Here is a 24,692-nt window from a genome sequence, read left to right as displayed (position 1 = left end):
GGCCCGTTCCCTTCGCGCCGCCGGCTGTCGGGGCCGGGGTTGCGGCCGCACTCTCCGAGCGGCGCTGGACGACGGGAAGCACCGGACCGGGCGCGTCGGACGAAGTGGCGGTGTCGTTCGTCAACGGCGAGGACGTGGAGGGCAGTTCGCCCAGCGGGGCACCGAGGGGGGCGCGGCTCCTCGGTCGCGGCGCGGTGCGCGGTGCGGGGTCGGCCGGCGGTGTACCTGTCGTTGTATCCGCCTGCGACGCCCTGGTGGAGGTGACATCGGGTGCAGGGGGCGTCGTGCTGCTGTCGGGCGCCGGGGTGGCTGCGGGCCGCAGGGCAGGCAGCCGCCGTACCGGGCCTGCCGGACGCCGGGCAACGGTCGGCAGAGGTCCCACCGGGCGGATCCGCGCGGGCCGGCGGGAGACATCTGCACCGAGGGCGCGGGGCGCTCCCGGCCCTCCGTCTCCCCGCCCCGCCGTACCCGTGGCGGCGCGTTGCACGGCCGGCCCGGCCGACGTACGGCTCTCCGGACCGGTCGCCGGTGACGACGACGGGCGCCCGGAGCCCCGCCCGGGCGTGCCCGACGGTGTCCGCGCGACACGCCCACCCGGCGATGGCCGGTGAGCGCGCCCGGCGGCAGCGAACCCGGCCGCGGCCGCGTCGGCGACCGCACCCCTGACCACCGACACGCGCCGCACCAGCGGGATGTGCGCGGGGGCCGGCGGGCGGCCGGTGCCGGAGGGGGTGACGACCGGGCCGGTGCCGGGTTCCACGGGCCGCCCCCCTGCGGGTGTACGCGGCGGGGCAAGTGCGGCGAGGGGATCCGAGGACGTGATGCCACGGGCCCGTGGGGCGTTCCCCGAACGGCGGGGCTCCGCGATGCTGTTGCCGCCCCTGCGCTCCACGGCCTGCTCCGCACCGGAGCCCGCGTCCGCCGCTCCCCCGCCGCTGCGGGAGGAGCCTTCGGCAAAGGGCCGTGCGGCGGCTCGCTGTACTGCGGACGGTTCCGGGCCGGGCCGGCCCGCCGTCGGCGTCCGGGTGGCGGCGGGCAGCCGGGCCGGGCGGTCCGCGCTCCCGGCGCTCAGGGCGCCGGTGTCCGTCGTGCCGGCTCCCGGGCCGTCCGCACCCTCCGGGCGCAGTGCCCGGAGCAGCAGCGGGCCTCTTCCCGTACGGGTGGGCTGCGGCGCAGCCGGCGGGGTGACGCCGCGCACCAGGCCGGTCGGGGCGGTGGGCAGCAGGGCATGGCCGAGCCCGGCGTCGAACGACGGGTTCTGCCAGGACGCGAGGCCCGCGCGGAAGGCGAGGCCGTCGCTGACGCCGAGCGGGGTGCGGGCCACCGTGAGCTCCGCCGGCGCGGCGCGGCGCCAGCCGCCGTCCCAGTCGGCGGGCACGGAAGGACCCGGACCGCCGGGTGCGCTCCGGTCCCGGCCGTCGCCGGACGGACCGCCCGATGCGGCGGGCTCCGCCCGCCGGGGACGGCCCGCGGAGTCCGGCCCGGCAGCCCGGCGGCGCAGCCTGTCCCGCCATGCCATGCGCTCAACCGCCTTCGTTCACATGGGTGTTGATTCGGGCGATCTCAGAGACCCACTGCTGGCGCTCGCCGTGCGTCAGATCGAGGATCTCCTCGCGCTGCCAGTGGAAGTGGTAGGCGATGTACGCGATCTCCTCCCGGAGCCGGGGAAGGGCGTACGTCACGATTCCCCCAGGCGCCCACCCGAGAGGTCGACCTCGAAGCCGCCCTCGCAGTGCGGGCAGGTCACCGCCGCCCGCGTGTGGCCCTCGCTGTTGACGCGCCGGTAGAAGTCCTGGAGGAACGCCACGTCGGTGGCGTACATCCGCTCCACGACCCCGGCGTGCACATCGGTGATGGCGCCGATCCGGGTGATCACCTGGCTCAGCAGCACCACGCTCAGGTACGCGGGGTTCTCCTTGACCCGCAGGTCGATCTGGGGCCGCAGCTCGTCCCGGGCGGTGGCCAGACGCATCGACCCGTGCCGGTGCACCGTGCCTGCCTCGTCCACGTACCCGCGCGGGAGCTCGAACTCGAACTCCGTGCGCAGACCGTGGTCCTCATGGCGCGCCGGGGCGGCGGCGGGGGCGGCCACCGCCTGCTCCGGCTCCGGGGCGGGCTCCGTCGCCTGGAGGATCTCCTCCAGGTTGCCCGCGGACACCGTACGACGCCTCATTCGACGACGATCTCCTCAAAGACGATCGTGACCGACTCGGTGGCAGCCGACGACTCCCCCGCCTTCAGGGAAGGGCCTTCCCACTTGGAGGCCCACCCCTGCATCAGCTGGATACGGCGGACCGTACTGCCCTCGGAGTCCTTGATCTCGATGGTGAGGTTCTGCCGTGCGGTGTCCACGGCCCCCTTGTTCAGGGTCTCCTTGATCCATTTGGTGAACTCGCTGCTCTTGTCGAGTCCCCGGGTGATCGTGACCTCGCCCGCCTGTCGCGCGCCGGGCTGCTTGCGGATGATCTGCTTGCCCTCCGCACTGACCTGGCGGACCTCGACGACTTCCTCCTCGACGGTCAGTCCGCTGATCTCCTGGATCGATTCGACCAGGTAGCCGCCGAGCTGCACGCCGAAGACGTGGGTGGAAAGAGCATCGCCCTCTGCCATGACTGTCTGTCACCTTTCTTTGCGGACCCGCGGGTCACTCGTCGACGAGGCTGGTGCTGTCGGAGAACTGGGCCAGCCGGAACACCACGAACTCCGCGGGCTTGACCGGTGAGACGCCGATCTCACAGATGACCCGGCCCTGGTCGATGGACTCCTGCGGGTTGTTGTCGCGGTCGCACCGCACGTAGAACGCCTCTTCGGCGGTGCGGCCGAACAGCGCGCCGCGGCGCCACTCCTCGGTGAGGAACGCGGTGACATTGCGCCGGATGCTCGACCACAGCCGGTCGTCGTTCGGCTCGAAGACCACCCACTGGGTGCCCAGGAGGATGGATTCCTCAAGGTAGTTGAAGAGCCGGCGCACGTTCAGGTAGCGCCAGGCCGGGTCGGAGGAGAGGGTGCGGGCACCCCACACCCTCACGCCCCGGCCGGAAAAGGCGCGTACGCAGTTCACGCCGATCGGGTTCAGCAGGTCCTGCTCGCCCTTGCTGAGCCGGAGTTCGAGGTCCACCGCGCCGCGGATCACCTCGTTGGCGGGCGCCTTGTGCACGCCGCGCTCGGCGTCGCTGCGCGCCCACACACCGGCGATGTGACCGCTCGGCGGAACGGTGGTGTTGTGACCGGCGGCGGGGTCGAAGACCCGCACCCACGGGTAGTACAGGCTGGCGTACCGGGAGTCGTAGCCCGCCTCGTCGTTGCGCCAGGTGCGCACCTGCTGGGCGGAGAGCCCGGGCGGGGTGTCCAGTACGGCCACCCGGTCGCCCATCTGCTCACAGTGGGCGATCACGGCGAGCTGTACGGTGCGCACACCCTCGGCGTCGATGTCGCCGCGCTGGTGGGCGCTCATCAGGTCCGGCACCGCGACCATGGTGATCTCGTCGATGGTCTCCAGTCCGCCGAACCCCGTGCGGGCCGCGGCGTCACCGACGTACTCGGCCGGGCCGAGGCGGGAGACCTCTCCGGAGCCGGGTGCGGCGGGCGCGGCCGGGGCGTCGGGCAGTGCCAGGGTCTGGGCAGCGGGCCTGCTCTGGGTGGCGTTGCGCTGCTCGGTGACCTCGATCACCGCGGAGGCACGCGCCTGGTTGACGAGGTATCCCTTGACGTTCTTGCGGGTCGAGGCCTCGTACGTCTCCACGACCTTGTCGCCCTGGCGGACCAGGACCTTGAAGCGGTCCTCCGGCGGGTTCTCGCCCTCCGCTTCGGCCACCTCCACCGACACTCCGGTGACGCCGGGCCGGGCCGCGACCAGGAAGCCGCCGAGCTCAGTCGGCCGGGGCGCGCCGGATCCCGGCTTCCGGGCGCCCTCGGCCCCGTCTGCGGACGCGCCGTCAGCGGGGCCGCCGATCCGCACCACATAGGCGGCTCCGCCACCGTTGGCGAAGTACCCGTAGACCGCGTGGGCCAGGTAGGTGCCCTCGGTGAAACCACCGAAGTGCTGGGTGTACTGGTCCCAGGAGGTCACCAGCGTCGGTGCGTGGAACGGTCCGCTGCGGGCAAACCCCACGAACGCGGCGACGGCGGTGCCGACCCCTTCGATGGGCCGGGCACCGGACTGCACCTCCTCCACGTACACACCCGGGGTGAGGTACGTCGGCATACTCGCTCCTTCGCGTCCTTACGGGTCACCTGTGTCCAGGCCGAGTCTTCGCTGCTGATGCGCCACAGCGACAGGGACCCGGGGACCCGGTCGGGGGCAAGGCCGCTGCCTTTCCGGACTCCCCGCACTGACCGGCCGGGCGTCGCCCGCCACTGCCCTCACGCTGCCCGTGCGTACCTGGACGCCGCACCGGCCCGTCCGGTCCACTGGCGGTCGCAGCAGGTGTACGCGGACGGGTATCCGGTGGGGCCCCGGCAAGGAGGCAGTGGGTGCAGACGTCCAGGCGACGCAGCGGGCAGACCCAGCGGCCCGGGGCCCGGCAGCCGGCGCCGGGCCGCCCCGCCCCGCAACGCGAGACATCGGCCGGCGCGGCCGTCCCGCCACCGCTCACCGCCGACGCGCTGAGGTCGGCGCAGCGCAGCATGGGCAACGCGGCGGTGACACTCATGCTCTCGCGCCGCACCGGCGACACCCCCTCCGCGAACCAGGAGGACGCCGGGGTGCACGAGGTCCTGCGCTCGGCCGGCACGCCCCTCGCCGGGCCGGTGCGGCGCGAGATGGAGTCCCGCTTCGGGACCGAGTTCTCCGGTGTACGGGTGCACACCGGAGCCGCAGCCGCCCGTTCGGCGCGCGCCATCGGCGCGCGGGCCTACACCTCCGGCAGCGATGTGGTGATCGGCGACGGCGGCGGCGACAAACACACCCTGGCGCACGAGCTCACCCATGTGGTGCAGCAGCGAAGCGGACCGGTGTCGGGCACGGACCAGGGCAACGGTCTCAGCGTCTCCCATCCTTCTGACCGGTTCGAGCGGGAGGCCGAACGGAACGCGCACCGGGTCATGGCGGGCCCCGCCCCTGTGCAGCAAGCCACTGCGACCGGTGCGCAGCCGGAGACGGCGACCGTGGCGCGCAGCGCTGTGGAGACACCCGTGGTCCAGCGCAAGGGTCACGAGGAGCTCTCGGGCAAGCTGCCGCAGACCGCGGCCAGGCCTTCACTGTCTTCCTTCATCAAGTCCCTCTCCCTCGGTCCCACCCAGGAGGACCCGGTCATCGCGGGCCTCCGCAGGGACATCCAGGCGTACGACGGCGATCCCGAGCGCGATCCCATGCACTGCCTGCAGGAGCTGATGAACCTGCTGTTCGCGGTCAGCTCGGCCGAGGACGACCGTCCCCTGAACGAGGTGGGCCCGGTCAAGGAATTCCTGGTCGCGGCACGCGGCGCCCTGAGAGCAGAGAAGGATGTGGTGACCGAACAGCTCGTCCGGGACAAGGAGTTCCCCGCGGACGCGCGCCCACCGTACGAGGCGATGACGGAGAACGGCCTGCTCTGGAACGAGAGCGACTGGGCCGACAGCGCGGTCGCGTTCGCCATGAGCGGGCCGAGCTACTTCCGTGAGCTCTCCGAGATCAACCGGGCCGGTATGACCAAGAAGATGGCGGACCATGGCAGCCGGGACTGGGTGGACGGCGTCAAGGGGGCTCTGGCCACCGCCCTGAAGCAGAGCGTGCTGTGTCACTACACGAGCCAGGACCGGGCCGACCAGCTCCAGCAGGGGGCGCTCAAGTCCAAGACGGAGCTGCTGAAGGAGGACTCCACCGCGCCCAACAACTCCGAGGCCTACGACAAACACGTCCTGGCGAACGAGGGCTTCGTCTTCTTCTTCCTGGAGGCGCAGGGCGCCGAACCGCGCGGCACCCGGTTCGGCGACGTCCGCATCGAGATTCCGCTCGAACAGTCGCCGCTGGAGTCACAGGGCTGGCTGATGCTCAGCGACTTCGCCCAGCGCGAGTATCCGGTGTCCAGGGCCAAAGCCGGCGACCCGGCGGCCACCATGAGCAAACTGCCCACCCGCACCGAGGAGTTCCCCCCGGAATACACCGAGGGTGTGCGGAGCTTCGACCGCGGGACGGGCAGAATCCCGGCCGACTGGATGACGGAGGCGATCACGACGCGACTCGGTCAGGAGCCGGATGCCGAGCGCCGCAGTCAGATCATCCCCTCCGCGGCCCAGGCGGCCACCGATCCGTACAGCGAGATGGTCTACGGATCCGGCGAGGACCGAAAGGCGTACGAGGAGAAGATGCGTTCCAACACCCTGAAGGGCCGCGACATCATTCCGGGGCTGGTGGACCGTGCGGTGCTGGAGATCATGCGTCTGGAGGAGACAAACCCCCTGCACGCGCAGAAGCTGAAGAACATGTCGGGGCGGGACCTGATGGCCTACCTCCTCAAGGACCTCGTGCGCCCGCAGGCGATGCTGCCCAACACCGTCGATCTCGCCAACGCCACTTTCCGGTCGGTTTCCTGACATCGAATCAGCCTGGGGAGCCGCTCAGGATCCCGCGGCCTCCGCCAGGTACGGGCCGAACTCGCCCTCCAGGACGAGCCGTCCGAGCTTGCGGTACTCCTGCACGACCGCCGTCACCAACTGCCCCATGGTGAGCGGGCTGCCGGACTCCGCCGCGAGGTAGGCCGCCGTCACCGCGCAGGCCCGGATGGAGCCGCCGGCCAGTTCGAAGCGGTCCGCGCAGAAGCCGAGGTCCAGGTCGTCGGCCCGGGGCAGCCTGTCGCCCAGGCACCGTTCCCACAGGGCGAGCCGGTGGCCGGAGTCGGGCACCGGGAAGTCCGCCACCACGTCCAGCCGCCGGGTGAACGCCTCGTCCAGGTTGGCCCGCAGATTGGTGGTCAGCACCGCGATCCCGTCGAACGACTCCATGCGCTGGAGCAGGTAGGCGGACTCGATGTTGGCGTGCCGGTCGTGGGCGTCCTTCACCTCCGAGCGCTTGCCGAAGATCGCGTCGGCCTCGTCGAAGAGCAGCACCGCGTTGACCGCCGAGGCCTCGGTGAAGATCCGCTCCAGGTTCTTCTCGGTCTCCCCCACGTACTTGTCGACGACCGTGGACAGGTCCACCACGTAGAGGTCCATGCCCAGATCCGCGGCGACGACCTCGGCGGACATGGTCTTGCCGGTGCCCGACTCGCCCGCGAACAGTGCGATCACGCCGCGCCCGCGCCCGCCTCCCGGCCGCATGCCCCACTGGCCGAGTACCTGTTCGCGGTGGCGGGCGCGCAGCGCGAGTTCGCGCAGCCGCCGGTGGGTGGGCGGCGGCAGCACCAGGTCGTCCCAGCTGACGCCCGGCTCCACCCGGCGGGCGAGCCGGTCGAGTCCGGCACCGTTCTGGGCACGCACCGCCCTCTGGAGATCGTCGGGGCGTACCGTCCCGCCCGCGAGGGCAGCCGTGCGGACCGCCGAGTCGGCGGCTCGGCGCAACTGCCCGGAGTCCAGGCGGTGCGCGGCGACCGCCAGGGCGAGCGCCTCGGCATCCCCGCTCACATCTCCGTCACCGGCGGCCAGGTCGAGGGCGTGCCGCCAGCGCGCCGCCTGCCGCCCGGGCGAGGGCGCCGCCACGGTCAGGACGACGGGGGCGTCCGCCGCCCACGAGGGGTCCCAGCCGACAGCGCCATGGGTGAACACGGGGATCCCCCGCAGCGCCGCGCACAACGCCCCCAGTGCACGAGCCCGTTCGACCGGTTCGCCCGGCAGCGCCTCCACCGGTCCGAGGACGACGCCGGCACCGGTCAGCCGGGCTTCGAGAGCGGCCACCCGGGCCAGTTCCGGCACCGCGCCGGACCGTCGGGCGAGCGCGGCCGCGTCCAGGACGAGGGGTCGGAGACCGGCCGCACGCAGGGCGGCGGTGGCCAGGCCCTCGGCGTCACCGCCCCGGCTGCGCAGGTGGACGAGGCCGGAGCCGGTGCGGGCCGCGGCCGCGGCGCGGTGGACCTCCGCCGCCTCCGCGGTGGGGTCCTCGCAGGCTTCGCCGAGCACCCCGGCGAGCCGGGCATCGGGCTGCGCGTCGCCCAGGAGGTACGCGGTGACCCGGTCGGGGACCGCCAGCACACGGGAGAGCGGGGGCCGTTCCGGCTCGGTGACCTCCACCAGACCGCCCCCGACGAGTGGCGCGCCCGGCGCGAGCCGGAACCGGGCGGACGACGCGCCGGCGAGCCCGCACAGCTCCAGGGCAAGCCCGACCGTGGGCCGACGGCGCGTCAGGTCGTCGTTGAGGTAGCCGTAGAGCCGTTCGAACCGTGTGTCCAGGTCGGGTGCCATCGCGACCAGCAGCAGGTCGATGTCCAGCGGCGACAGTCCGAACCGCCCGGCGAGCCCGCCGAGTACGGGATCCGCCGGAGGCTGTCCGGGCTCGTGGGCCGGCAGGCCGAGGCCGCCCGGCTCGTCCAGGATGCGGGCGACCGCCTCGGGGCTGAGGTATTGGCCGCGGTACGGGTCGTCGGGGTCGGGGTCGGCAGCCTGGCGGAACGCCACCGCATGCCGTACCCGCTCCTCGACCAGCCTGAGCCGCTGCCAGAGATGAGCCGTGCTGTCGGAGCCCGGCCCCGCATCGGGTTCAGCGACGGGCTGGACTTCTGTCTCGGCGGTGTACGTCACGGCTGACGGTCCCCCCGGCGGCGTCGGGCGGGGGCGGGCCGCCGCTCGCGCGGGCCGGCGAATCCGTCCGGGCCCGGCTCGCTCGTCCCCGAGTAGCGCAGCCGCCGGCCAGGAGCCGCTTCCCCGCCCTCGGTGCGGGCGGCGGAGCGCACGACGAGTCCTTCGGTGACCGGCGGTGCGACAGCGGTGCTGACTCCGGCGAGCGGTGCCCGCACCCGTACCCCGAGCGAAGCCTTCAGCTCGCCGCCGAGCGCCGACCACACGTCGGACGCGGCCGGTGCGTCGGGCCCTGTCCCTCCGGTGTCCAGGCTCACGGTCAGGCCGAGTTCGGCCAGCGAGCCGGTGAGCATCCCTGCGGGCAGCGTGTCGGCGGCCACCAGGCAGGCCAGGACCTGTGAGAGCAGCCGGTGCTCGTCCTGCGGACGGCTCGCCCACGCCGTGACCAGGTACGTCAGCTCGAACCAGCGCGGCGGTGTGCGCCGCGCCACCAGGTGCCCGTCCGCGTCGTACACCTCCCCCGCGCCGCTGCCGCGCCGGGTGGCGTCCTCGCGGATGTCGTACAGGAAGACACAGACCGTCGGAGCGTTGCGGCGCGCCGCCCAGTCCCTGGTGGGGGCGTCGAAGACCACCTCGACGCCCGATGCCTCCAGGCCCGACTCGGCGAGCAGACGGCGCATCCCTTCATCGACCTCGTGGATCACCGGCGGGCCATCTCGCCCGGTGGCTGCCAGTTGCCGATGACGACCAGGAAGTCGGTCTTCACCGCTGAGAATCCGGGACCTCTGGCGGTGATGACGCGCGGTCCGGTCTCGTCCTTGGCAAGGATGAGCAGCTGGCCGATGAAGGTGCCGTCCGGCTTCGGCACGGTCGGTGCGGCGGCCGCGGTGATCCCGGGCTTCCAGGCGAACCGCACCGGCGCTCCCGGCGGGAAGTCCTTGCCGCGCACCGACGTCACGAAGCCGGGCTTGCCGATCGCCGGCACCGCGACGATGCGCGGCTGGAGGATGCGCAGCTGCTGCCGGGCGGTGTTGTCGCGCGGGTCGGCGTCCGTTCCGGTGGTGGTGAGCCGGCCGGTGACGCGTCCGGTCAGCGCCTTGTCGGGGCTCAGGACGACCCGGACGACGGTGCTCGCGCCGGGAGCCAGGTCCGGCAGCGCGCACACCCAGGCGCTGTCGCAGCCCGGCGGGGGGCCGTTGTCCGGGATGGCCGCGGGCAGGCCGATACGCAGCCGCAGCCCGGTCGCCAGTGCCTCGCGGCCGTTGCGCACGGTGTACGTCACCACGACCCGTCCGCCGACGTAGCCGGGGTTCGGCTGGGCCGTGACGCGTACCCCGGGCCCGGCTTCGGGCTCCTCCGGCTCCGGGGGCACGGTGGGCGGTTCGGTGGTGGGGGGCGCGGTGGTGGGCGGCACGCGGGTCGGTGTGGGCGGCGCCGGTGTCGTCGTCGGGGGCGAGGTGTCCTCGCGCACCGGCACCACGGTCCGCCCGGCGTTGTCGCTGGGCTGCGGGTCCTGCACGGTGCCCGTCACCGACCAGTCGAACGGCGCGTCGCCCGGGGTGACTCCGACGACGGTGACGTTCACCGGGACGGTCGCACCCGGCGGGACCACACCGACATCGCACTGGAGGGAGGCGGCATCGCAGGTTCCCTCGGGCGGGGTCAGCCGGGTGATCCTCGCTCCGGGTGGCGGAGCGATGGTCAGCCGGGTGCCCGGGGATGCGGCGGGGCCGTTGTTCACCACGTCGACGCGGACCGTCGTGGAGTGGCCGACGGCGACTGCCGGGACGTTGCCCGGCGCGTGCACCGCGAGGTCCACGGACTGCTGGACGCTGGGTTCCTTCTGCCGTCCCGGGAGGCCGGTGGTGAGCGGGCTGAGGACGCAGGTCGCGATGTCCAGGAGGTACAGCTTCTCGGGGCTGTTGGCCGGGAGGGCTTCGCGGGAGCTGATCACCAGGCCCGTGCCGTCGGCCGTCCAGGCGGCGTCACGCGGCTGGAACGGGCCGGTGGCGGAGGTGTCCGGCAACTCCTGGCGGCAGCCGTCGGGGTTGTTGTGGGCGGCCTCCGGCAGCAGCACCTGGCAGGCGCCGTCGGCCAGGGACGTCAGCAGGATGCCGTTGTGCTCGTCGGTCCGGCCGCCGCCGTTCTTGCGGTTGAAGGCGATGCTGAGCCCGTCCGGTGAGAACGCCGGGCTGTCGTCGATGACTTCGCAGTCGCCCGGGCAGATCGTGGCGCTCAGATCTCGTTGGGCGGCAAGGTTGTTCACCGGCGCGGTCCAGACGTGCTTGTTGCCGCCGGTCCCGTCGATCACCTGATTGCGTGTGAAGGCCAGGGTGGTGCCGTCGGACGACCAGGTGGGCTGGGCGTCGCCGCCCGGGGCCTGCCCGGCCGGCGGGGTGACCTCGCCGGTGATCGCGCCGGTCGCCACGTCCGCGACGAGGATGCGGCTGGGACCCGCCGCTTCACCGACGCCGCCCGGCGAAGTGCGGGTGAAGGCGAGGTACTTGCCATCGGGGGAGAACGTCGGGTCGGTGTCCCAGTCGTTCGCTTCGCGTCCGTCGAGCTGCATGTACTTCTCGTTGGTGCCGTCGGCGTCCGCTCTCCAGATCCGTTCGACACGGTTCTCCGGGGTGCCCTCGAAGCGGGTCAGCACGATCCCGCGGCCGTCGGGCGTGTAGTTCTGCCGTTCGGTCCACGGGTCGGACCCGGCCGCGGGCCGGAAGAGGCGGTCGTGGGTCGGATCGGTGTCGGTGTCCGCGGCCGGATCCTCGTTGAGGATCTTCAGCCCGAGGTCGCGCGGGTCGGACCCGTCCGACCTGGCGTCCTGCAGCGTCACCACGTGCGGGCCGGACGCCGAGGTGCGCTCGACCACCACTCCCCCGTCGCCGAGCGAGCCGATCCAGGTGGGCGACTCGACCTCCCGGTCCTCGCTGAGCACCAGCTCCGGTGTGCCGTCCGAGTGCGCGGGCACCTTGAACACGTGGTCCCAGTCGCCCTCGCAGTCACAGGTGCGGTCGGGGCTCAGGAACAGCACACCGTCCCCGTCGGGCAGCCACGCTGCCCCGTGGGTACGCCATTGTGCCTGTACGCCTGCGAGGAGCTGCTCGTCGGTGCGCCCGTCCGTGACCCGCAGCCGGGGGCCCGCGTCGGCCGAGGCGGTGTACGCGATCAGGTCCCGGTGCCCGGCGTCGTCGACCGGGTTCCACGCGGGCTCGGTGGCCTCGCCGTTGGCGGGGTCGGTGACCCGGGTGGCGGTGCCGCCGTCCAGAGGGCGTACGTAGATCTGCATGCCGGCCGCCGGATCGCTGCCACCGGAGTACGCCAGGCGCTGCCCGTCCGGGGAGACCGTCGGGCACTCCTCGTCCCAGGGTGTGTCGGTGAGCCGTTTCAGACCGGTGCCGTCGGTTCGCACCATCCAGAGGTCGCGCTGCTTGCCGCCGTCGGTGCCACCGGGTTCGGCCGAGTCGAACACCACGGACTGCCCGTCCGGTGTCAGCTGCGGGTGCCCGGCGTACCGGCCGCTGGTCAGCTTGCGCACCGACCCGTCGGCGGCCCGCAGATAGACCTGTGGAGCCTTCTCGTCGCGGCGGCTGGCGAAGACCATCGTGTCGCCCAGGGCGGACGGCTGGATGTCGAAGTGGGCGGGGCCGGCGCCGAACAGCGGAGGGCTGGTGGCGTCGGTGTCGGGCGCCACGGTCTCGACCCGGCCGAGGCTGCGGTGCCGGGTGCCGGCGTACGCGACCCGGGTGGCAGCGGCGTCGGCCGCCTGCGGCCGGGACTCGGCACTGCCCTCCCCGGACGCCGTCGTCACCGCGATGAGTGGGATCAGGAGCAGCAACGACGCCCCGAGTCTTCCCGGGCGGAACCGCCCACCGGGGCCGGCGGTGCGCATCACGGTCCACCTCACTGTCTGGTGCGTATCGAGCTGTCCCCCGCCACCCTGCGGCAGTCGGATGCGTTGCGGCAGGGCGGCGGGGACGTACCCGGGGGAAACGTGCGGTGCGCTTTCGGGCAGTGCCGGGGTGCCCGGACGACCTCAGATCAGTCCGTTGCGCAGTGCGTAGCCGACCGCGTGGGCCCGGTTGCGCAGTTGCAGCCGCGTGATGATCTCGTGCAGGACGTTCTTGACGGTCCGTTCGGAGTACGCGGTCTTGCGTGCTATCTCCACGGTGTCCAGGCCTTCCGAGACCAGGCGCAGCATGTCCGCCTCACGCGTGGTCAGCGTGGACAGGGACAGGCTGCGCGGGTCGAGCGCCGAGCGCTGGAGGCTGCCCACGTGGGTGAGCAGCTTGCCGAGCAGGTCGCCGGGGAGCACGCCCTCGCCGTTGGCTATCGCCAGGACGAGGTGGAGGAGTTGGTCCTGGCCGGCCTCGGCGCGCCGCAGCACCGCCGAGACACCGCACTCGATGACGCGTTGCAGTGCGCCGGCCCCCAGGGTGCCGACGACCAGGCCGGTACGGGTCGCGCTGTTGTGCCGCAGCCGGTGGAGCAGGGCCGCCACGTCGTCGTCGACGGCGTCGACGACGACCAGCGACGCCTGGGCCTGTTCGGCGTCGGCCTCGTCGAGGAGGCTTATCTCGGGACGTCGGCGTAATTGCTGGACGACGCCGACGTGCAGGACCGGATCGGCGGCGTAGACGGCAACGGTCACCTGGTCCGGGCGGTCGGAGCGGGCGGTCCGGTGCATGGACGGCCCCTGGACGGAGAGGCGTGGAGCGGGCACGGCCGGGCTGTACTGCTCTGGGCAGGTCATGGACGGAGTTCCTGTTTCATGAGTGCGTGGGCGGATGACGAAAGAGCGGGCGCCGCCGGCCGGGCGCGGGCGGCGGCGCGCGCGGGATGGCCGGCAGAATCAACGGCTCACCCGTGCAGGTGAGTTGGTCTTGACTTCCCGGGCATCGCGGCTGCCCGGATGTTGCCCTCGTGCTCCTCGTCGCGGCCCGGGTGCGGTCCTACCGTGGCGGCGTGACGCCTTCTGCAGCCCCTTCCGGACCCAGTGCACCCGGCCTCGACATCCCGGCGGTGACCGTGGCACCGGGCAGCACCGCAACGACCACCCTGACCGTCCGCAACGACAGCGACATCGTCGAGGCGTACAGCCTGGAGGTCGTCGGGGACTGTGCCCCCTGGGCCACCGTGGAGCCCCCGCGGGTCTCCCTCTACCCCGGCACATCCGAGACGGTGACGATCCGTCTGGAGCCGCCGCGTTCGCCGGAGACCCGGCCGGGTGATACACCCCTCGGAGTGCGGGTGCTGCCGGCCGAGCACCCGGAGTCGGTGCGGGTCCCCGAAACCACCGTGCATGTGGAGGAGTTCCACGAACTGCACACCGAGCTGGCCCCGCGCCGCCGGCGCGGCTGGCTGCGCGGCCGGTACCGGCTGGCGGTGCGCAACCGGGGCAACTCCCCGGCCCAGCTGGACTTCACGCCCGGCCAGCCGGGTGAGGAGCTGCGGTTCACCTTCAGCCCGGCGAAACCGAAGCTGGAGCCGGGCGAATCGGCGGAGGTCCGGCTGCGGGTGCGCACCGGCAAGCCGGTGTGGTTCGGCTCGCCGGTCGTGTGGCCGTTCACCGTGGACGCCGCCGAGTCCGGCGAGCAGACGGAGGCACAGCCGGACGAGACGGCTGTCCGGGCACCGCTCAACGCGGAGTTCGTCCAGATCCCGGTCTTCCCGAAGTGGCTGCTCGCGGTGCTCGCCGCACTGCTGGCGCTGTTGCTCGCCTGGTTCACCCTGGTCCGTCCGGCGGTGCAGAGCGCCGCGAAGGAGGCCGCGACCAAGGAGGTCCAGGCGCGGCCCACGCCGGGCGGCACGCCGGGCGCCGAGTCTCCGGGCACAGGTTCCGGCGGCGGGTCCGGCGGGGACAAGGGCGCGAAGCCCGGAGCGAGCCCCGGAGCCACGGCGGGAACGGGCGGCGGCGACGGCACCACGGCCGGCGGCGGCCAGCAGAGTTCGAGGACCATCGATGTCAAGACATCCGGTGGTGCGTCCAACGCCGGTACCTACAAGGTGCCCAAGGACCAGGTCTTCGGGATCACGGACATCGTCGTCGCCAACTTCCAGGGCGACGAAGGGGTGCTGACGATCACGTTCGGCGACAGCAAGATCACCACGATCGCGCTGGAGACCTTCCGCAACCAGGACTATCACTGGGTCACCCCTATCAAGATCACTGAGAACGACACCGTGACCGTCAACGTGACCTGCGCGAAGCCGGGCACACCGGCCACCGGGCGCCGGGCGCAGGCGTGCCACGAAGTCCTGAACGTGAGCGGTGTGCTCAGCCCCACCAAGCAATGAACCAGGCCTTCCGGGACAATATCGGCCGGTGAGGCACCGTCCGAAACGGGAGATTTATCGTTTCGTCCGAAAATCGATACCGGGCCCGGACGGAGTCGCAGGTGCGGCGCGGCTGTCACAGCAGCGCCGCACAGGCCCCGATACCGACGGCGATCCGCCGTACCGCCTCGCTCGCGCCGCGCATGATCCAACGATTGACGGACAGCGGCAGCATCTCGGCACCCGGCAGGCAGAACGTCCTGCGGGATGACAAAGTGGCCGACTTTCGCCGTGACAGAAGAGCCCGCAGAGGCGATGGGTCCGAGGTGCGGCTTCCCTCACGTCCCGCAACCGCATGACCACCTCCTCGACACCCTCATGAACACCCGTGAACGCTTCCGTACACCCTCGCCGCCGCGCATCAACGCGCCGCCGGGCGTCCGGCAAGAATGAATTGCCGAGATGAAGCGCGCATGTATATCCGCTGGCCAAGCGGCTGCCACACCCTCTCGATCGCCCCGGAAGCAAGACTCTTCGGCTCCGCACACTCGCCACGCGTGTCACTAAGTGACATGATGTCGCTCAAGGACGCGCGATGGAGGGTGATGAGACGCATGACGGCGACGCAGCCCGGCACCGGGGGGATGAGCGAGAAGCGACGGCTGCGACTGCGGCTGGAGATCTCCCGGGAGGCGGCGCGCCTGTTCTGGGAGCAGGGGGTGGCTGGCACCAGCGGTGATCAGATCGCCGAGGCCGTGGGCCTCTCCACGCGCACCATCTGGCGTCACTTCCGCAGCAAGGAGAGCTGCGCCGAGCCGATCGTCATGCAGGGCGTGGTCACCCTTCTGAGTGTGCTGCGCCGCTGGCCCCGGCGGAGCTCTCTGGAGGAGCACCTGACCACGGAGCTGACCAGGCTCCGGCACGAGGCGCCGCCTGTCAGCCTGGCCGACGAGATGCTCGCCATGAAGATGATCCGGCTCGCCGACACCGAGCCCGCGCTCCGCACGGCATGGCTGATGGCCTGCGACCAGACGGAGCAGGAGCTGTGCGTGATCATCGGCGACCGGCTGGAGCGCCCGGCCGACGACCTGGAGGTCCGCATGCACGCGGCGGCCGCCGCCGCGGTCGTGCGGGTGCTGGACGAGTACATCGGGGCCGCCCTCCTCACCGGAACGGACATCCCCGAGTTCGAGGACGTGAAGGCCATCGCCCGGCGCTACGCCCACGCGATCCGCACGGCCACGGGCGGAGCCGTCGGCGATCCCGTCACCTGAGAGCACCGGACACACCGAGAAACGCACCGAGACAACGCACCATCCGGACCCGGATCACTCCCGAAGGAGTGTCGATATGTCGACTGATTCCCACAAGGTCCCGCACCTCACCGTCGAGGAACTCTTCGGCGCGCCCGTCCGCGCCGGCGCGTCCATCTCGCCCGACGGCACCAGAATCGCCTACCTGGCGCCGTGGCGGGGGCGGCTGAACGTATGGGTGGAGAGCGTCGGTCCGCAGGCGCAGGCCCGCTGTGTCACCGCCGACGACAACCGCAGTGTGCACACCTTCCACTGGACCGGCGACCCGCGGTGGCTGCTGTACGAGCAGGACGGTGACGGCGACGAGAGGTGGCACGTCCACCGCGTCGACCTGGACAACCCGGACGCCGGCGCAGTCGACCTCACGCCCTTCCCCGGGGCCACGGTCGTGGGATTCCGGATGAGCGTGGAGCGGCCGGGCAAGGCGCTGCTGCACCTGAACCACAGGAACCCGGTCGAGTTCGACCTCTACGAGGGCGACATCGCGAGCGGTGAGCTGACGATGCTGGCCGAGAACCCGGGGCATGTCGCCGGCTGGATGCACACGCCCGGCGGCGATCTGTACGCCCAGATCTGGACGGCCGACGGACGTATCGAGCTGAAGCAGTGGGACGTCGGGACCGGGAGCACCCGCCCGGTCACCACGTTCGACGGCACCGACTACCCGCTGGGCATCACGCCGTTCCAGCTCACACCGGACGGGACCGGAGTGTGGCTCGGCTCCAACCGGGACACCGACAGGACCGTGCTGGTCCGGCTCGATCTGGCCACGGGCGAGGAGACCCCGGTCGACAGCCACCCGCGCTTCGACCTCGACACACGTTGTACCGTCTTCCCCGGCCTGCCGTCGCCGCTCATCCACAACCGGCGCACGGGCGAGCTGATCGGCGTGCGCTACCTCGGGGAGCGGCAGGTGATCCACCCCTTGGACCCGCACTTCGCGTCGGTGCTGGAGAACCTGGAGAAGCTGTCCGACGGCGATGTCTCCGCCCTGTCCTCGGACGACAGCGGACAGCGCTGGGTCGTCACCTTCACCCACCACCGCGACCCCGGTGCCACGTACTACTACGACCACGTCACCGGACAGAGCCGGCTGCTGTTCCGCCCGTTCCCGCACCTGGATCCCGACACGCTCGCCCCCATGGAACCGGTCACCATCACCGCACGTGACGGCCTGGCCCTGCCCTCGTACCTGACCCTGCCCGTGGGAGTCGCGCCGACCGCGCTCCCCCTGGTGCTGCTGGTCCACGGCGGACCGTGGCACCGCGACAGCTGGGGCTTCGCCCCCATCGCGCAGCTGTTCGCCAATCGCGGCTACGCGGTGCTGCAGGTCAATTTCCGCGGTTCGGCAGGCTACGGCAAGGCGTTCCTCAAGGCCGGCATCGGGGAACTGGCCGGGAAGATGCACGACGACCTCATCGACGCCGTGGAGTGGGCCGTCGACGAGGGCTGTGCCGACCGGGACCGCGTCGCGATCTTCGGCGGGTCCTACGGCGGTTACGCCTCCCTCGTCGGCGTCACCTTCACCCCTGACGTCTTCGCCGCCGCGATCGACTTCTGCGGCATCTCGAACCTCGTGACCTTCCTGCGGACCGTGCCGGATTTCGCGAAGCCGCAACTGGTCAACAACTGGTACCTCTACGCCGGCAACCCCGACGACCCGCAGCAGGAGGCGGACTTGCTGGCCCGCTCGCCGATCAGCCGGGTGGACCGGATCCGCACGCCGCTGATGGTGGTCCAGGGCGGCAACGACGTCCGCGTCGTCAGGGCCGAGTCCGACCAGATCGTGGACGCGCTCCGCGCCCGCGGCGTCGAGGTCGAGTACATGGTCAAGGACAACGAGGGCCATGGCTTCGTGAACCCGGAGAACAACATCGACATGTTCCACGCTGCCGACCATTTTCTCGCCCGCCACCTGGGGAGTTGATCCCGAATGACCGAACCCGTACGCACCACCCCCCTGGCCCCCGAACCGCACGCCCCGGGCACGAAGTCCGGGAACGGGCCGAAGCAGACACCACTGGAGCAGATGGGCGGCACGACAGGCCTGGTGTACACGGCGCTGCCCATCGTGGCCTTCGTCATCGCCAACGCCTCCTTCGGCCTCGCGGCCGCCATCGGCACCGCCTTCGGTGTCGGGCTGGCGATATCCGTACTGCGTCTGGTGCGCAAGGAGCCGCTCCAGCCCGCGCTCTCCGGCCTGTTCGGCGTCGCGGTCGCAGCGTTCGTCTCCTGGAAGACCGGATCGGCCAAGGGCTTCTTCCTGACGGGCATCTGGAGCAACCTCGCCCTCGGCGTGCTCTTCCTGCTGTCGGTCCTCGTGCGCCGGCCGCTGGCCGGCATCGTCTGGGGCGCGCTCAACGGCACCGGAACGGCCTGGCTCAAGGACAAGCCCTCGCGGCACTACTACGACATCGCCACGCTCGCGCTCGTGGGCGTCTTCGCCGCCCGGTTCGTCGTCCAGCAGTGGCTCTACGACGGCGACCGCACCGGCTGGCTGGCCGTCGCAAGGATCGCCATGGGATACCCGCTGCTCGCCCTCGCCTTCCTGGTGGTCCTCTGGGCGGCCCGGCGCTCCGGCCGCCGGCTCAAGGCACTGGCCGCGAAGCCGCCCACCGGATCCGTCTGAGGGGCCGGACCGTACGCCCCTGCCACAACCGGCCCGGCCACCACCGTCGCCATCGAGAGAACGCAGAGGAAGAGCGATGCGTCAGTCACTGCCCCAGAGCCTGTATCTGCTCTGCTACACCGTGGACAAAGGGAAGTTCGAGCTCACCAACCTCCAGGGGCGCGGCCAGCTGCTGCGTGCCGGGGCGCTGACCGAGCTGGCCCTCGGCGGGCTGCTCGGCACCGAAGGACGGAAGGTCGCGCGACGCTCCGCCAAGCCGCCGGGCGATCCCTTCCTGGCCGAGGTGTGGCGCGATCTGCCCACGGAGAAGCCGAAGCGCTGGCTCCAGTTCGTGCACAACAAGGCCCATACGGCCGAAGAGCCCGTCCGTGAGCAGCTTGCCGGGACGGGTGCGATCACGGTCCACCACGAGAAGCGGCTGGGCCTGCTCGCCGTCGACCGGGTGGTCGTCGACGACCCGGCCCAGGTCGGCGCATTGCAGAAGAAGGTACGGAACGCCGTACTGGGAGGCGGAGACCCGGCGCAGATCCCGGTGGACGAACTGACCATGGCCGTGTTCGCGGCGGAGGCCGAGGTGACGAGCGTGTTCACCGGGAAGGAGCGCCGCGAGCACGCCCCGGCGCTCAAGAAGCTCGCCGCGCACTACGACGCCATCGTTCCCGGCCTGCGCGCGGCGCTGCGCGACTCGTACCTGTCCAGCAGGGCGGTCGGGGGCGGCTGGGGAAAGTGAAGGAGGCTAGCTGTGGCTGCCGGTGAGCGTGGCGTACACGACCACGTTGTCGGCGTAACGGCTGTCGTTCCTGGAGTAGTCGCCGCCGCAGGTGATCAGGCGCAGCCCGGCGTGGTCGAGGTTGCGGTAGACCTCGACGGTGGGGAACCGGTCCTTGGGATAGCGGGCGGTCCGGTCCACGGTGAATTCGGCGGTGCGTCCGTCCGCGCGCGCGACGCTGATCCGGTCGCCCGGGCCGAGCCGGCCGAGCCCGAAGAACACCCCCGGGGCGCCGTTCCAGGTGACATGTCCCGCGATCACGGCGGGGCCCACCGCTCCGGGCGTGGCTCCCGGCCGGTACCAGCCGGCCCTGGCAGGGTCCCGAGGGGTCTGCATGGCACGGTCCTTCCCGAGCCCGAGTTCCTCCAGGGTGGAGGTCACCTTGAGGGAGGGGATCGAGATCCTGACGGGCCGGGAGGCGGGCAGCGCCGCTGCGTGCGGCTCACCGGACGGCGTCGCACTGGCTGTTCCCTGCCGCGCCCGGGGCTGCGCGGTGGCCCCCTTGTCGGCGGCAGGGGGCGGAGCGGGCTGCTGCCGGCCTGTTCCCACAGCCAGCAGCAGCCCGCCCGTCAGGAGCAGAGCAGCGGCCAGGGCGACGAGCAGGACGTCGCGCCGCCGGGACACCGTGCGGTGCCCGCCTTCGTCACCCGTCCGCTGTGCCTTCATCGCTTCACCTGTTCCTGAGTCCGTCGGTGAATCCGTCCCTGATTCCGGCCGTTACGGGGCATCGGAATCCTTCGGTGCGGAATGTCTCAGCCGTCGTGCCGGACGTCCGCCGCCCGGGTCCGGCGCCGCACCACGAACAGCCCGCCGGCCGCCAGGACGGCCGCGCCTCCGGCTGCGAGCAGCCCCGGTGACTCCACGCCTTCGGTGGTTCCGGTGCCGGTCTCGACACCGCCCGCGGGCATGGAGCCGACGGCAGCGCCCTTGACCATGCCGCAGCTCGCCGGAGCCGTTGCCTCCTGGGGCAGCTTCGGGTCGAGTTCGCTCTTGCCCTTGCCGAAGTCGTACGTGGCGTTGCCGTTCGGGTCGATGCCGTGCTGGACGACGTGCAGGTCCTTGATGTGCTCGGCAACGGCCTGCGAGACGGTGATAGTCCGCGAGTAGCTCAGCTTGCCGTCCTTGCCGGCGACGGGCATCCGGTCGACGGCGAGACCACTGTCCTTGGACGTATCGCCCTTGGTCGTCAGGGAGATGTTGATGTCCCCGTACATCGGCAGGCCCTCGGCCGTGGTGATGATGCCGTCACCGTTCTTGTCCGCGCTCCTGTCCGGGCAGCGGAAGTCGTGGCCGTCGGTCGAGCCGTGGATGTGCTGGGCGTGCGGCTGACCGGGCACGAGCCCCTCGGCCTCGATCTTCACGGTGAGCTTGTCCCCCTCCACGCTCACCATGGCCGTGCCGTGCGCCCCGGAGTCGTTCAACTGCTCCAGGTCGATCTGGTACGTATCGCCGTCGGCCGCTTTCGTGGTGCTGCCGGTGGCATGGCTGTCGTGCGCCATGGCAGGAACGGCCGCGCCGAGGGTGAGTGCGGCGGGCACGACAAGCAGAGCGGTGAGACGGGTTGAACGGCGGGCTGTCACGAAGACGCATCCCCTTCCGGCGGTCCCCGTGCGGAACCGGAACCGCGTTCGGTCGCTGATGCCGGGTATTCGGCGCCGTCGGCGAAAAGGATTGGTCGGGCCCGTCATCCGTTGCCCGATGCACGGCGAGCTCCGCCAACGCTCCGCCGCATCAACCGTGTTGATGACGTATGGGCGTGTCGTACGCGGGCACACGGGCTTCACCCACACTTCACCCCATCGAAAAGGAGCCCCGACCATGCTGGGAATCGTCGCAGCCGTACTCTTCTTCATCGCCTTCCTGATCAACGCCGCCGACATCGCGACGAACGACGCCTTCTCCTCCGTGAACGTGATGCTGCTCGGCCTCACGGCCCTGGCCCTGCACGTGGGCGGCATCGGCAGCGGATGGGGGCGTGGCGGTTCACGCAGACGTTGAGGCGAGGCCCGGGAGCGCGTTCTCCCGGACCCCGTGAATGCCGGAGCTCCGGCGGCCGGTGCGGGTCAGCCCGTGACGATTCCGGCCACGAGGTTGATGGTCGTGGCCAGGATGCTGGCGCCGAAGACGTACGACAGCAGGCAGTGCCGGAGGGCGACCGCGCGGATCCGGGAACTGGAGACGTCGGTGTCGGAGACCTGGTAGGTCATGCCGAGGTTGTAGCTGAAGTAGAGGAAGTCGCTGTACCGCGGCGGGTCGTCGGTGTTGAAGTCGATCCCGCCCTCCGGCGGCTGGTAATAGATGTACGCGTACCGGGTCGTGTACATCAGGTGCAGTGCAGCCCACGCCATGAACACTCCGCAGAGTGCCGTGGCAGCCGCGGCATGGCTCAGATCCGAGTCGCCCACCAGGAGCAGCGCCACGATGCCGACCAGGCCGGACACGGCGGACCCGACGACCGCGAGCTCCTCGATGACGGGCCGGAACTCCTCGCGCCGGGCGTTGTGATGGGTGGCTGCGGCGTTCATGGGCCACAGGGCGATCCACCCCGCCACGACGAAGGCCGTCTCCGCCGTCGCGATCGCGGCGAGGACGCCCAGCTGTGCACTGGTCAGGACCCCCACGACCGAACCGGCCGCCGCTCCGACGGCCGCCGCGCCGGCAAGCCGGGGAACAGCGGAAAGCACCAGCCGATTACTCATGGGGACCTCCGGAGACCGTTTCAGGCTATCCGCGCCTGAACCAGGCGGCAGCCCGGCGGAACACCCGGGGCCGGCAGCGGGCACGGCGTCGGGTGGCGCCCCCTTTCAGACGGACATATTTTGCCTGGTGTCACCAATCTGCACCCCTTTGCCCGAATGGCGGAAGGTCAACAGTCGTGAGCGCCCACAGTGACGACCCGGAACGCCCGGAGCCCGGAACGGGCCCCGCCCCCGAAGCGGGGCCGGAGTTTCGCCCCTACCGCCATCCGGCCGCAGGCTGGGGCGCGGCGAAGAGTGTGAGCCAGTTGCTGGTGCGCGAGGGCGCGCTCGTGGACGGCCCGCGGGCGATCATGCGGATGAACCATGAGAACGGCGGATTCGACTGCCCGGGATGCGCCTGGCCCGACGACACCAAGGGGCTGCATCTGGACATCTGCGAGAACGGGATCAAGCACGTCACCTGGGAAATGACCCGCAAGCGGGTCGGGCGCGAGTTCTTCGCCGCCCACTCGGTGACCGAGCTTTCCGAGTGGAGCGACTACGACCTGGAGAACCAGGGCCGGCTCACCGAACCGATGGTCTACGACCCCGGGACGGACCACTACGTCCCGATCAGCTGGAAGGACGCCTTCGAGGTCGTCGGCAGTGCCCTGCGCGGGCTGGACGATCCCCATCAGGCCTCGTTCTACACCTCGGGCCGGCTCGGCAACGAGGCCACGTTCCTCTACCAGCTCATGGCCCGTGAGCTGGGCACGAACAACCTGCCGGACTGCTCCAACATGTGTCACGAGGCCAGCGGACGCGCTCTGCACGCCTCGCTCGGCACGGGCAAGGGAACCGTCGACCTCCAGGACTGGGAGAGCGCGGACGCCCTGTTCATCCTGGGGGTCAACGCCGCATCCAACGCGCCCAGAATGCTCACCGCACTGGCCGAGGCCTACCGCCGCGGCGCCCAGATCGTGCACGTCAACCCGATGGTGGAGGCCGCCGCCACCCGCACCATCGTGCCCCACGACTTCACGGACATGGCCCTCTTCAGGGCGACCCGGACCAGCACCCTGAACCTGCAGCCCCGCATCGGCGGCGACATGGCTCTCCTGCGTGGCATGGCGAAGGCGGTCCTGGAGCAGTCCGCGTCCGACCCCAAGGCGCTGGACCGGGAGTTCATCGACCGCCACACCACCGGCTTCGAGGGATACCGCACCCTGTGCGAGGCCACGCCGTGGAGCGAGATCGAGAACCAGTCCGGGCTGAGCCGCGCCGACATCCTGAAGGCCGCGCGCGTGTACGGCGAGGCCGACCGCAGCATCATCAGCTGGTGTCTGGGGCTGACCCAGCACGAACACGGCGTCGACACCGTCCGGGAGATCGTCAACCTCCTCCTGCTGCGCGGCAATCTGGGGCGCGAGGGCGCCGGCCCCTCCCCCGTGCGGGGGCACAGCAACGTCCAGGGGAATCGCACCTGCGGGATCGATCACCGTCCCACCGACGCGTTCCTCGACCGTCTCGCCGAGGCCTGCGACATCGACCCGCCCCGTGAGCACGGCCTGGACACCGTCCGCACCATCCCGGCGATGCACAGCGGTGACGTGAAGGTCTTCGTCGCCATGGGCGGCAACTTCGCCCTCGCCGCACCGGACACCCCCTACACCTGCGCGGCCCTGCGCTCCTGCGACCTGACCGTGCAGGTGAGTACCAAGCTGAACCGCAGCCACGTCGTCCACGGCCGGCGAGCCCTCATCCTCCCCTGCCTCGGCCGGACCGAGAAGGACCATCAGCGCAAGGGCATCCAGAGCACGTCCGTCGAGGACTCGATGAGCATGGTCCACATGTCGGTCGGCATGAAGCGCCCCGCCTCACCGCACCTGCTCTCCGAACCGGCCATCGTCGCCGGGATGGCGCGCGCGACCCTCCCCGACAGCGCCACGCCCTGGGAGTGGTACATCGAGGACTACGACCGCATCCGGGACACCATGGCCAAGGCGCTCGACGGCTTCGAGGACTTCAACCGGCGGGTGCGCCTGCCTCTCGGCTTCCGCATCATGCAGCCCGCCCGCGAACTGGTCTTCCTCACGCCGTCCGGACGCGCCGAGTTCTCCGCCGCGGCCCTGCCCGACGTCATTCCCGCAGCCGGCACGCTGGCACTCGGCACGATGCGCTCCCACGACCAGTGGAACACCACGATCTACTCGGACAACGACCGCTACCGAGGCGTCAAGAACCTGCGCACGCTGGTCTTCATGAACCGGGCCGACATGCGCGAACGCGGAATCGCGGACATGGGCCCGGTGGACATCACCAGCACCGCGAAGGACGGCAGCAGGCGGTCCCTCAACGGCTACCTCGCCATCCCGTACGAC

Annotated in this window: 20 protein-coding genes and 1 pseudogene; 8 read left to right on the top strand and 13 right to left on the bottom strand. The window is 71.4% G+C overall.

Annotated features, from left to right (window positions below; translation table 11 throughout):
- From ACFVW8_RS25350 to ACFVW8_RS25330, 5 genes and pseudogenes are all read right to left on the bottom strand, one after another.
- Window positions 1-1,519, bottom strand: a pseudogene (locus ACFVW8_RS25350) (hypothetical protein); the annotation flags it as partial.
- 4 nt (window positions 1,520-1,523) lie between these two features.
- Entirely contained in the window at window positions 1,524-1,682 is a 159-nt protein-coding gene (locus ACFVW8_RS25345; protein ID WP_164494501.1) for a DUF6760 family protein, read from the bottom strand.
- Window positions 1,679-2,173, bottom strand: coding sequence for a hypothetical protein (locus tag ACFVW8_RS25340; RefSeq protein WP_389693745.1), 495 nt, complete (start codon window positions 2,171-2,173; stop codon window positions 1,679-1,681). The genes ACFVW8_RS25345 and ACFVW8_RS25340 overlap by 4 nt, the downstream gene beginning before the upstream one ends.
- Window positions 2,170-2,610: a phage tail protein gene (locus tag ACFVW8_RS25335; protein WP_384123924.1), complete on the bottom strand. Its 441-nt coding sequence runs from the start codon at window positions 2,608-2,610 to the stop codon at window positions 2,170-2,172. Before ACFVW8_RS25335 ends, ACFVW8_RS25340 begins: the two co-directional genes overlap by 4 nt.
- 34 nt (window positions 2,611-2,644) lie before the next feature.
- Complete coding sequence (locus ACFVW8_RS25330) at window positions 2,645-4,204, bottom strand: phage tail sheath family protein (RefSeq protein ID WP_389693743.1); 1,560 nt, start codon at window positions 4,202-4,204, stop codon at window positions 2,645-2,647.
- A 269-nt stretch (window positions 4,205-4,473) separates the two neighbouring features.
- Here ACFVW8_RS25330 and ACFVW8_RS25325 point away from each other — a divergent pair, with 269 nt between their 5' ends.
- The gene (locus tag ACFVW8_RS25325; RefSeq protein ID WP_389693741.1) at window positions 4,474-6,513 is read left to right on the top strand and encodes a DUF4157 domain-containing protein; all 2,040 of its coding nucleotides are present in this window, start codon (window positions 4,474-4,476) and stop codon (window positions 6,511-6,513) included.
- Between the two features lie 24 nt (window positions 6,514-6,537).
- Here ACFVW8_RS25325 and ACFVW8_RS25320 read toward each other — a convergent pair whose 3' ends face one another.
- The 4 genes from ACFVW8_RS25320 to ACFVW8_RS25305 form a co-directional block, all read right to left on the bottom strand.
- Complete coding sequence (locus ACFVW8_RS25320) at window positions 6,538-8,649, bottom strand: ATP-binding protein (protein WP_389693739.1); 2,112 nt, start codon at window positions 8,647-8,649, stop codon at window positions 6,538-6,540.
- On the bottom strand, window positions 8,646-9,350 hold the full coding sequence (locus ACFVW8_RS25315) for a DUF4255 domain-containing protein (protein WP_389693737.1): 705 nt from the start codon (window positions 9,348-9,350) through the stop codon (window positions 8,646-8,648). Before ACFVW8_RS25315 ends, ACFVW8_RS25320 begins: the two co-directional genes overlap by 4 nt.
- Complete coding sequence (locus tag ACFVW8_RS25310) at window positions 9,347-12,538, bottom strand: hypothetical protein (protein WP_389693735.1); 3,192 nt, start codon at window positions 12,536-12,538, stop codon at window positions 9,347-9,349. Before ACFVW8_RS25310 ends, ACFVW8_RS25315 begins: the two co-directional genes overlap by 4 nt.
- 144 nt (window positions 12,539-12,682) lie before the next feature.
- Window positions 12,683-13,399 carry a LuxR C-terminal-related transcriptional regulator gene (locus tag ACFVW8_RS25305; RefSeq protein ID WP_389693733.1) on the bottom strand — a complete coding sequence of 239 codons (717 nt, stop codon included), beginning with the start codon at window positions 13,397-13,399 and terminating at the stop codon, window positions 12,683-12,685.
- A 212-nt stretch (window positions 13,400-13,611) separates the two neighbouring features.
- On the opposite strand from ACFVW8_RS25305, the gene ACFVW8_RS25300 reads away from it, so the two are divergent.
- Complete coding sequence (locus ACFVW8_RS25300; protein WP_389693731.1) at window positions 13,612-14,943, top strand: hydrolytic protein; 1,332 nt, start codon at window positions 13,612-13,614, stop codon at window positions 14,941-14,943.
- Window positions 14,944-15,058: 115 nt separating this feature from the next.
- On the opposite strand, the gene ACFVW8_RS25295 is transcribed toward ACFVW8_RS25300, so the two are convergent.
- A complete protein-coding gene (locus tag ACFVW8_RS25295; protein WP_389693729.1) occupies window positions 15,059-15,196 on the bottom strand; it encodes a hypothetical protein in 138 nt (45 codons plus the stop codon).
- A gap of 340 nt (window positions 15,197-15,536) precedes the next feature.
- Here ACFVW8_RS25295 and ACFVW8_RS25290 point away from each other — a divergent pair, with 340 nt between their 5' ends.
- The 4 genes from ACFVW8_RS25290 to ACFVW8_RS25275 all read left to right on the top strand — a co-directional run bounded on the left by ACFVW8_RS25290 (window position 15,537) and on the right by ACFVW8_RS25275 (window position 19,594).
- A complete protein-coding gene (locus tag ACFVW8_RS25290) occupies window positions 15,537-16,196 on the top strand; it encodes a TetR/AcrR family transcriptional regulator (RefSeq protein ID WP_389693727.1) in 660 nt (219 codons plus the stop codon).
- 76 nt (window positions 16,197-16,272) lie between these two features.
- On the top strand, window positions 16,273-18,162 hold the full coding sequence (locus tag ACFVW8_RS25285) for an alpha/beta fold hydrolase (RefSeq protein ID WP_389693725.1): 1,890 nt from the start codon (window positions 16,273-16,275) through the stop codon (window positions 18,160-18,162).
- 6 nt (window positions 18,163-18,168) lie between these two features.
- Entirely contained in the window at window positions 18,169-18,864 is a 696-nt protein-coding gene (locus ACFVW8_RS25280; protein ID WP_389693723.1) for a DUF3159 domain-containing protein, read from the top strand.
- A gap of 76 nt (window positions 18,865-18,940) precedes the next feature.
- A complete protein-coding gene (locus ACFVW8_RS25275) occupies window positions 18,941-19,594 on the top strand; it encodes a GPP34 family phosphoprotein (protein WP_389693721.1) in 654 nt (217 codons plus the stop codon).
- Window positions 19,595-19,600: 6 nt separating this feature from the next.
- Here the strand turns inward: ACFVW8_RS25275 and ACFVW8_RS25270 are convergent, their stop codons facing one another.
- Window positions 19,601-20,299: a class F sortase gene (locus tag ACFVW8_RS25270; RefSeq protein WP_389693719.1), complete on the bottom strand. Its 699-nt coding sequence runs from the start codon at window positions 20,297-20,299 to the stop codon at window positions 19,601-19,603.
- 86 nt (window positions 20,300-20,385) lie between these two features.
- Window positions 20,386-21,213 (bottom strand): hypothetical protein, encoded by an 828-nt coding sequence (locus ACFVW8_RS25265; protein WP_389693717.1) that lies wholly within the window; start codon window positions 21,211-21,213, stop codon window positions 20,386-20,388.
- Between the two features lie 238 nt (window positions 21,214-21,451).
- Between ACFVW8_RS25265 and ACFVW8_RS25260 the strand changes: the two genes are divergently transcribed.
- Window positions 21,452-21,631, top strand: coding sequence for a hypothetical protein (locus ACFVW8_RS25260; RefSeq protein ID WP_389693715.1), 180 nt, complete (start codon window positions 21,452-21,454; stop codon window positions 21,629-21,631).
- A gap of 65 nt (window positions 21,632-21,696) precedes the next feature.
- On the opposite strand, the gene ACFVW8_RS25255 is transcribed toward ACFVW8_RS25260, so the two are convergent.
- Window positions 21,697-22,332 carry a DUF1345 domain-containing protein gene (locus ACFVW8_RS25255; RefSeq protein WP_389693713.1) on the bottom strand — a complete coding sequence of 212 codons (636 nt, stop codon included), beginning with the start codon at window positions 22,330-22,332 and terminating at the stop codon, window positions 21,697-21,699.
- 176 nt (window positions 22,333-22,508) lie between these two features.
- On the opposite strand from ACFVW8_RS25255, the gene ACFVW8_RS25250 reads away from it, so the two are divergent.
- A partial coding sequence (locus tag ACFVW8_RS25250) for an FdhF/YdeP family oxidoreductase (RefSeq protein WP_389693711.1) occupies window positions 22,509-24,692 on the top strand: 2,184 nt, incomplete at its 3' end.

Origin of the sequence: Streptomyces sp. NPDC058221 (assembly GCF_042882365.1) — a bacterium.
Lineage (GTDB): Bacteria > Actinomycetota > Actinomycetes > Streptomycetales > Streptomycetaceae > Streptomyces.
This window is presented reverse-complemented; position numbering and strand designations above follow the sequence as displayed.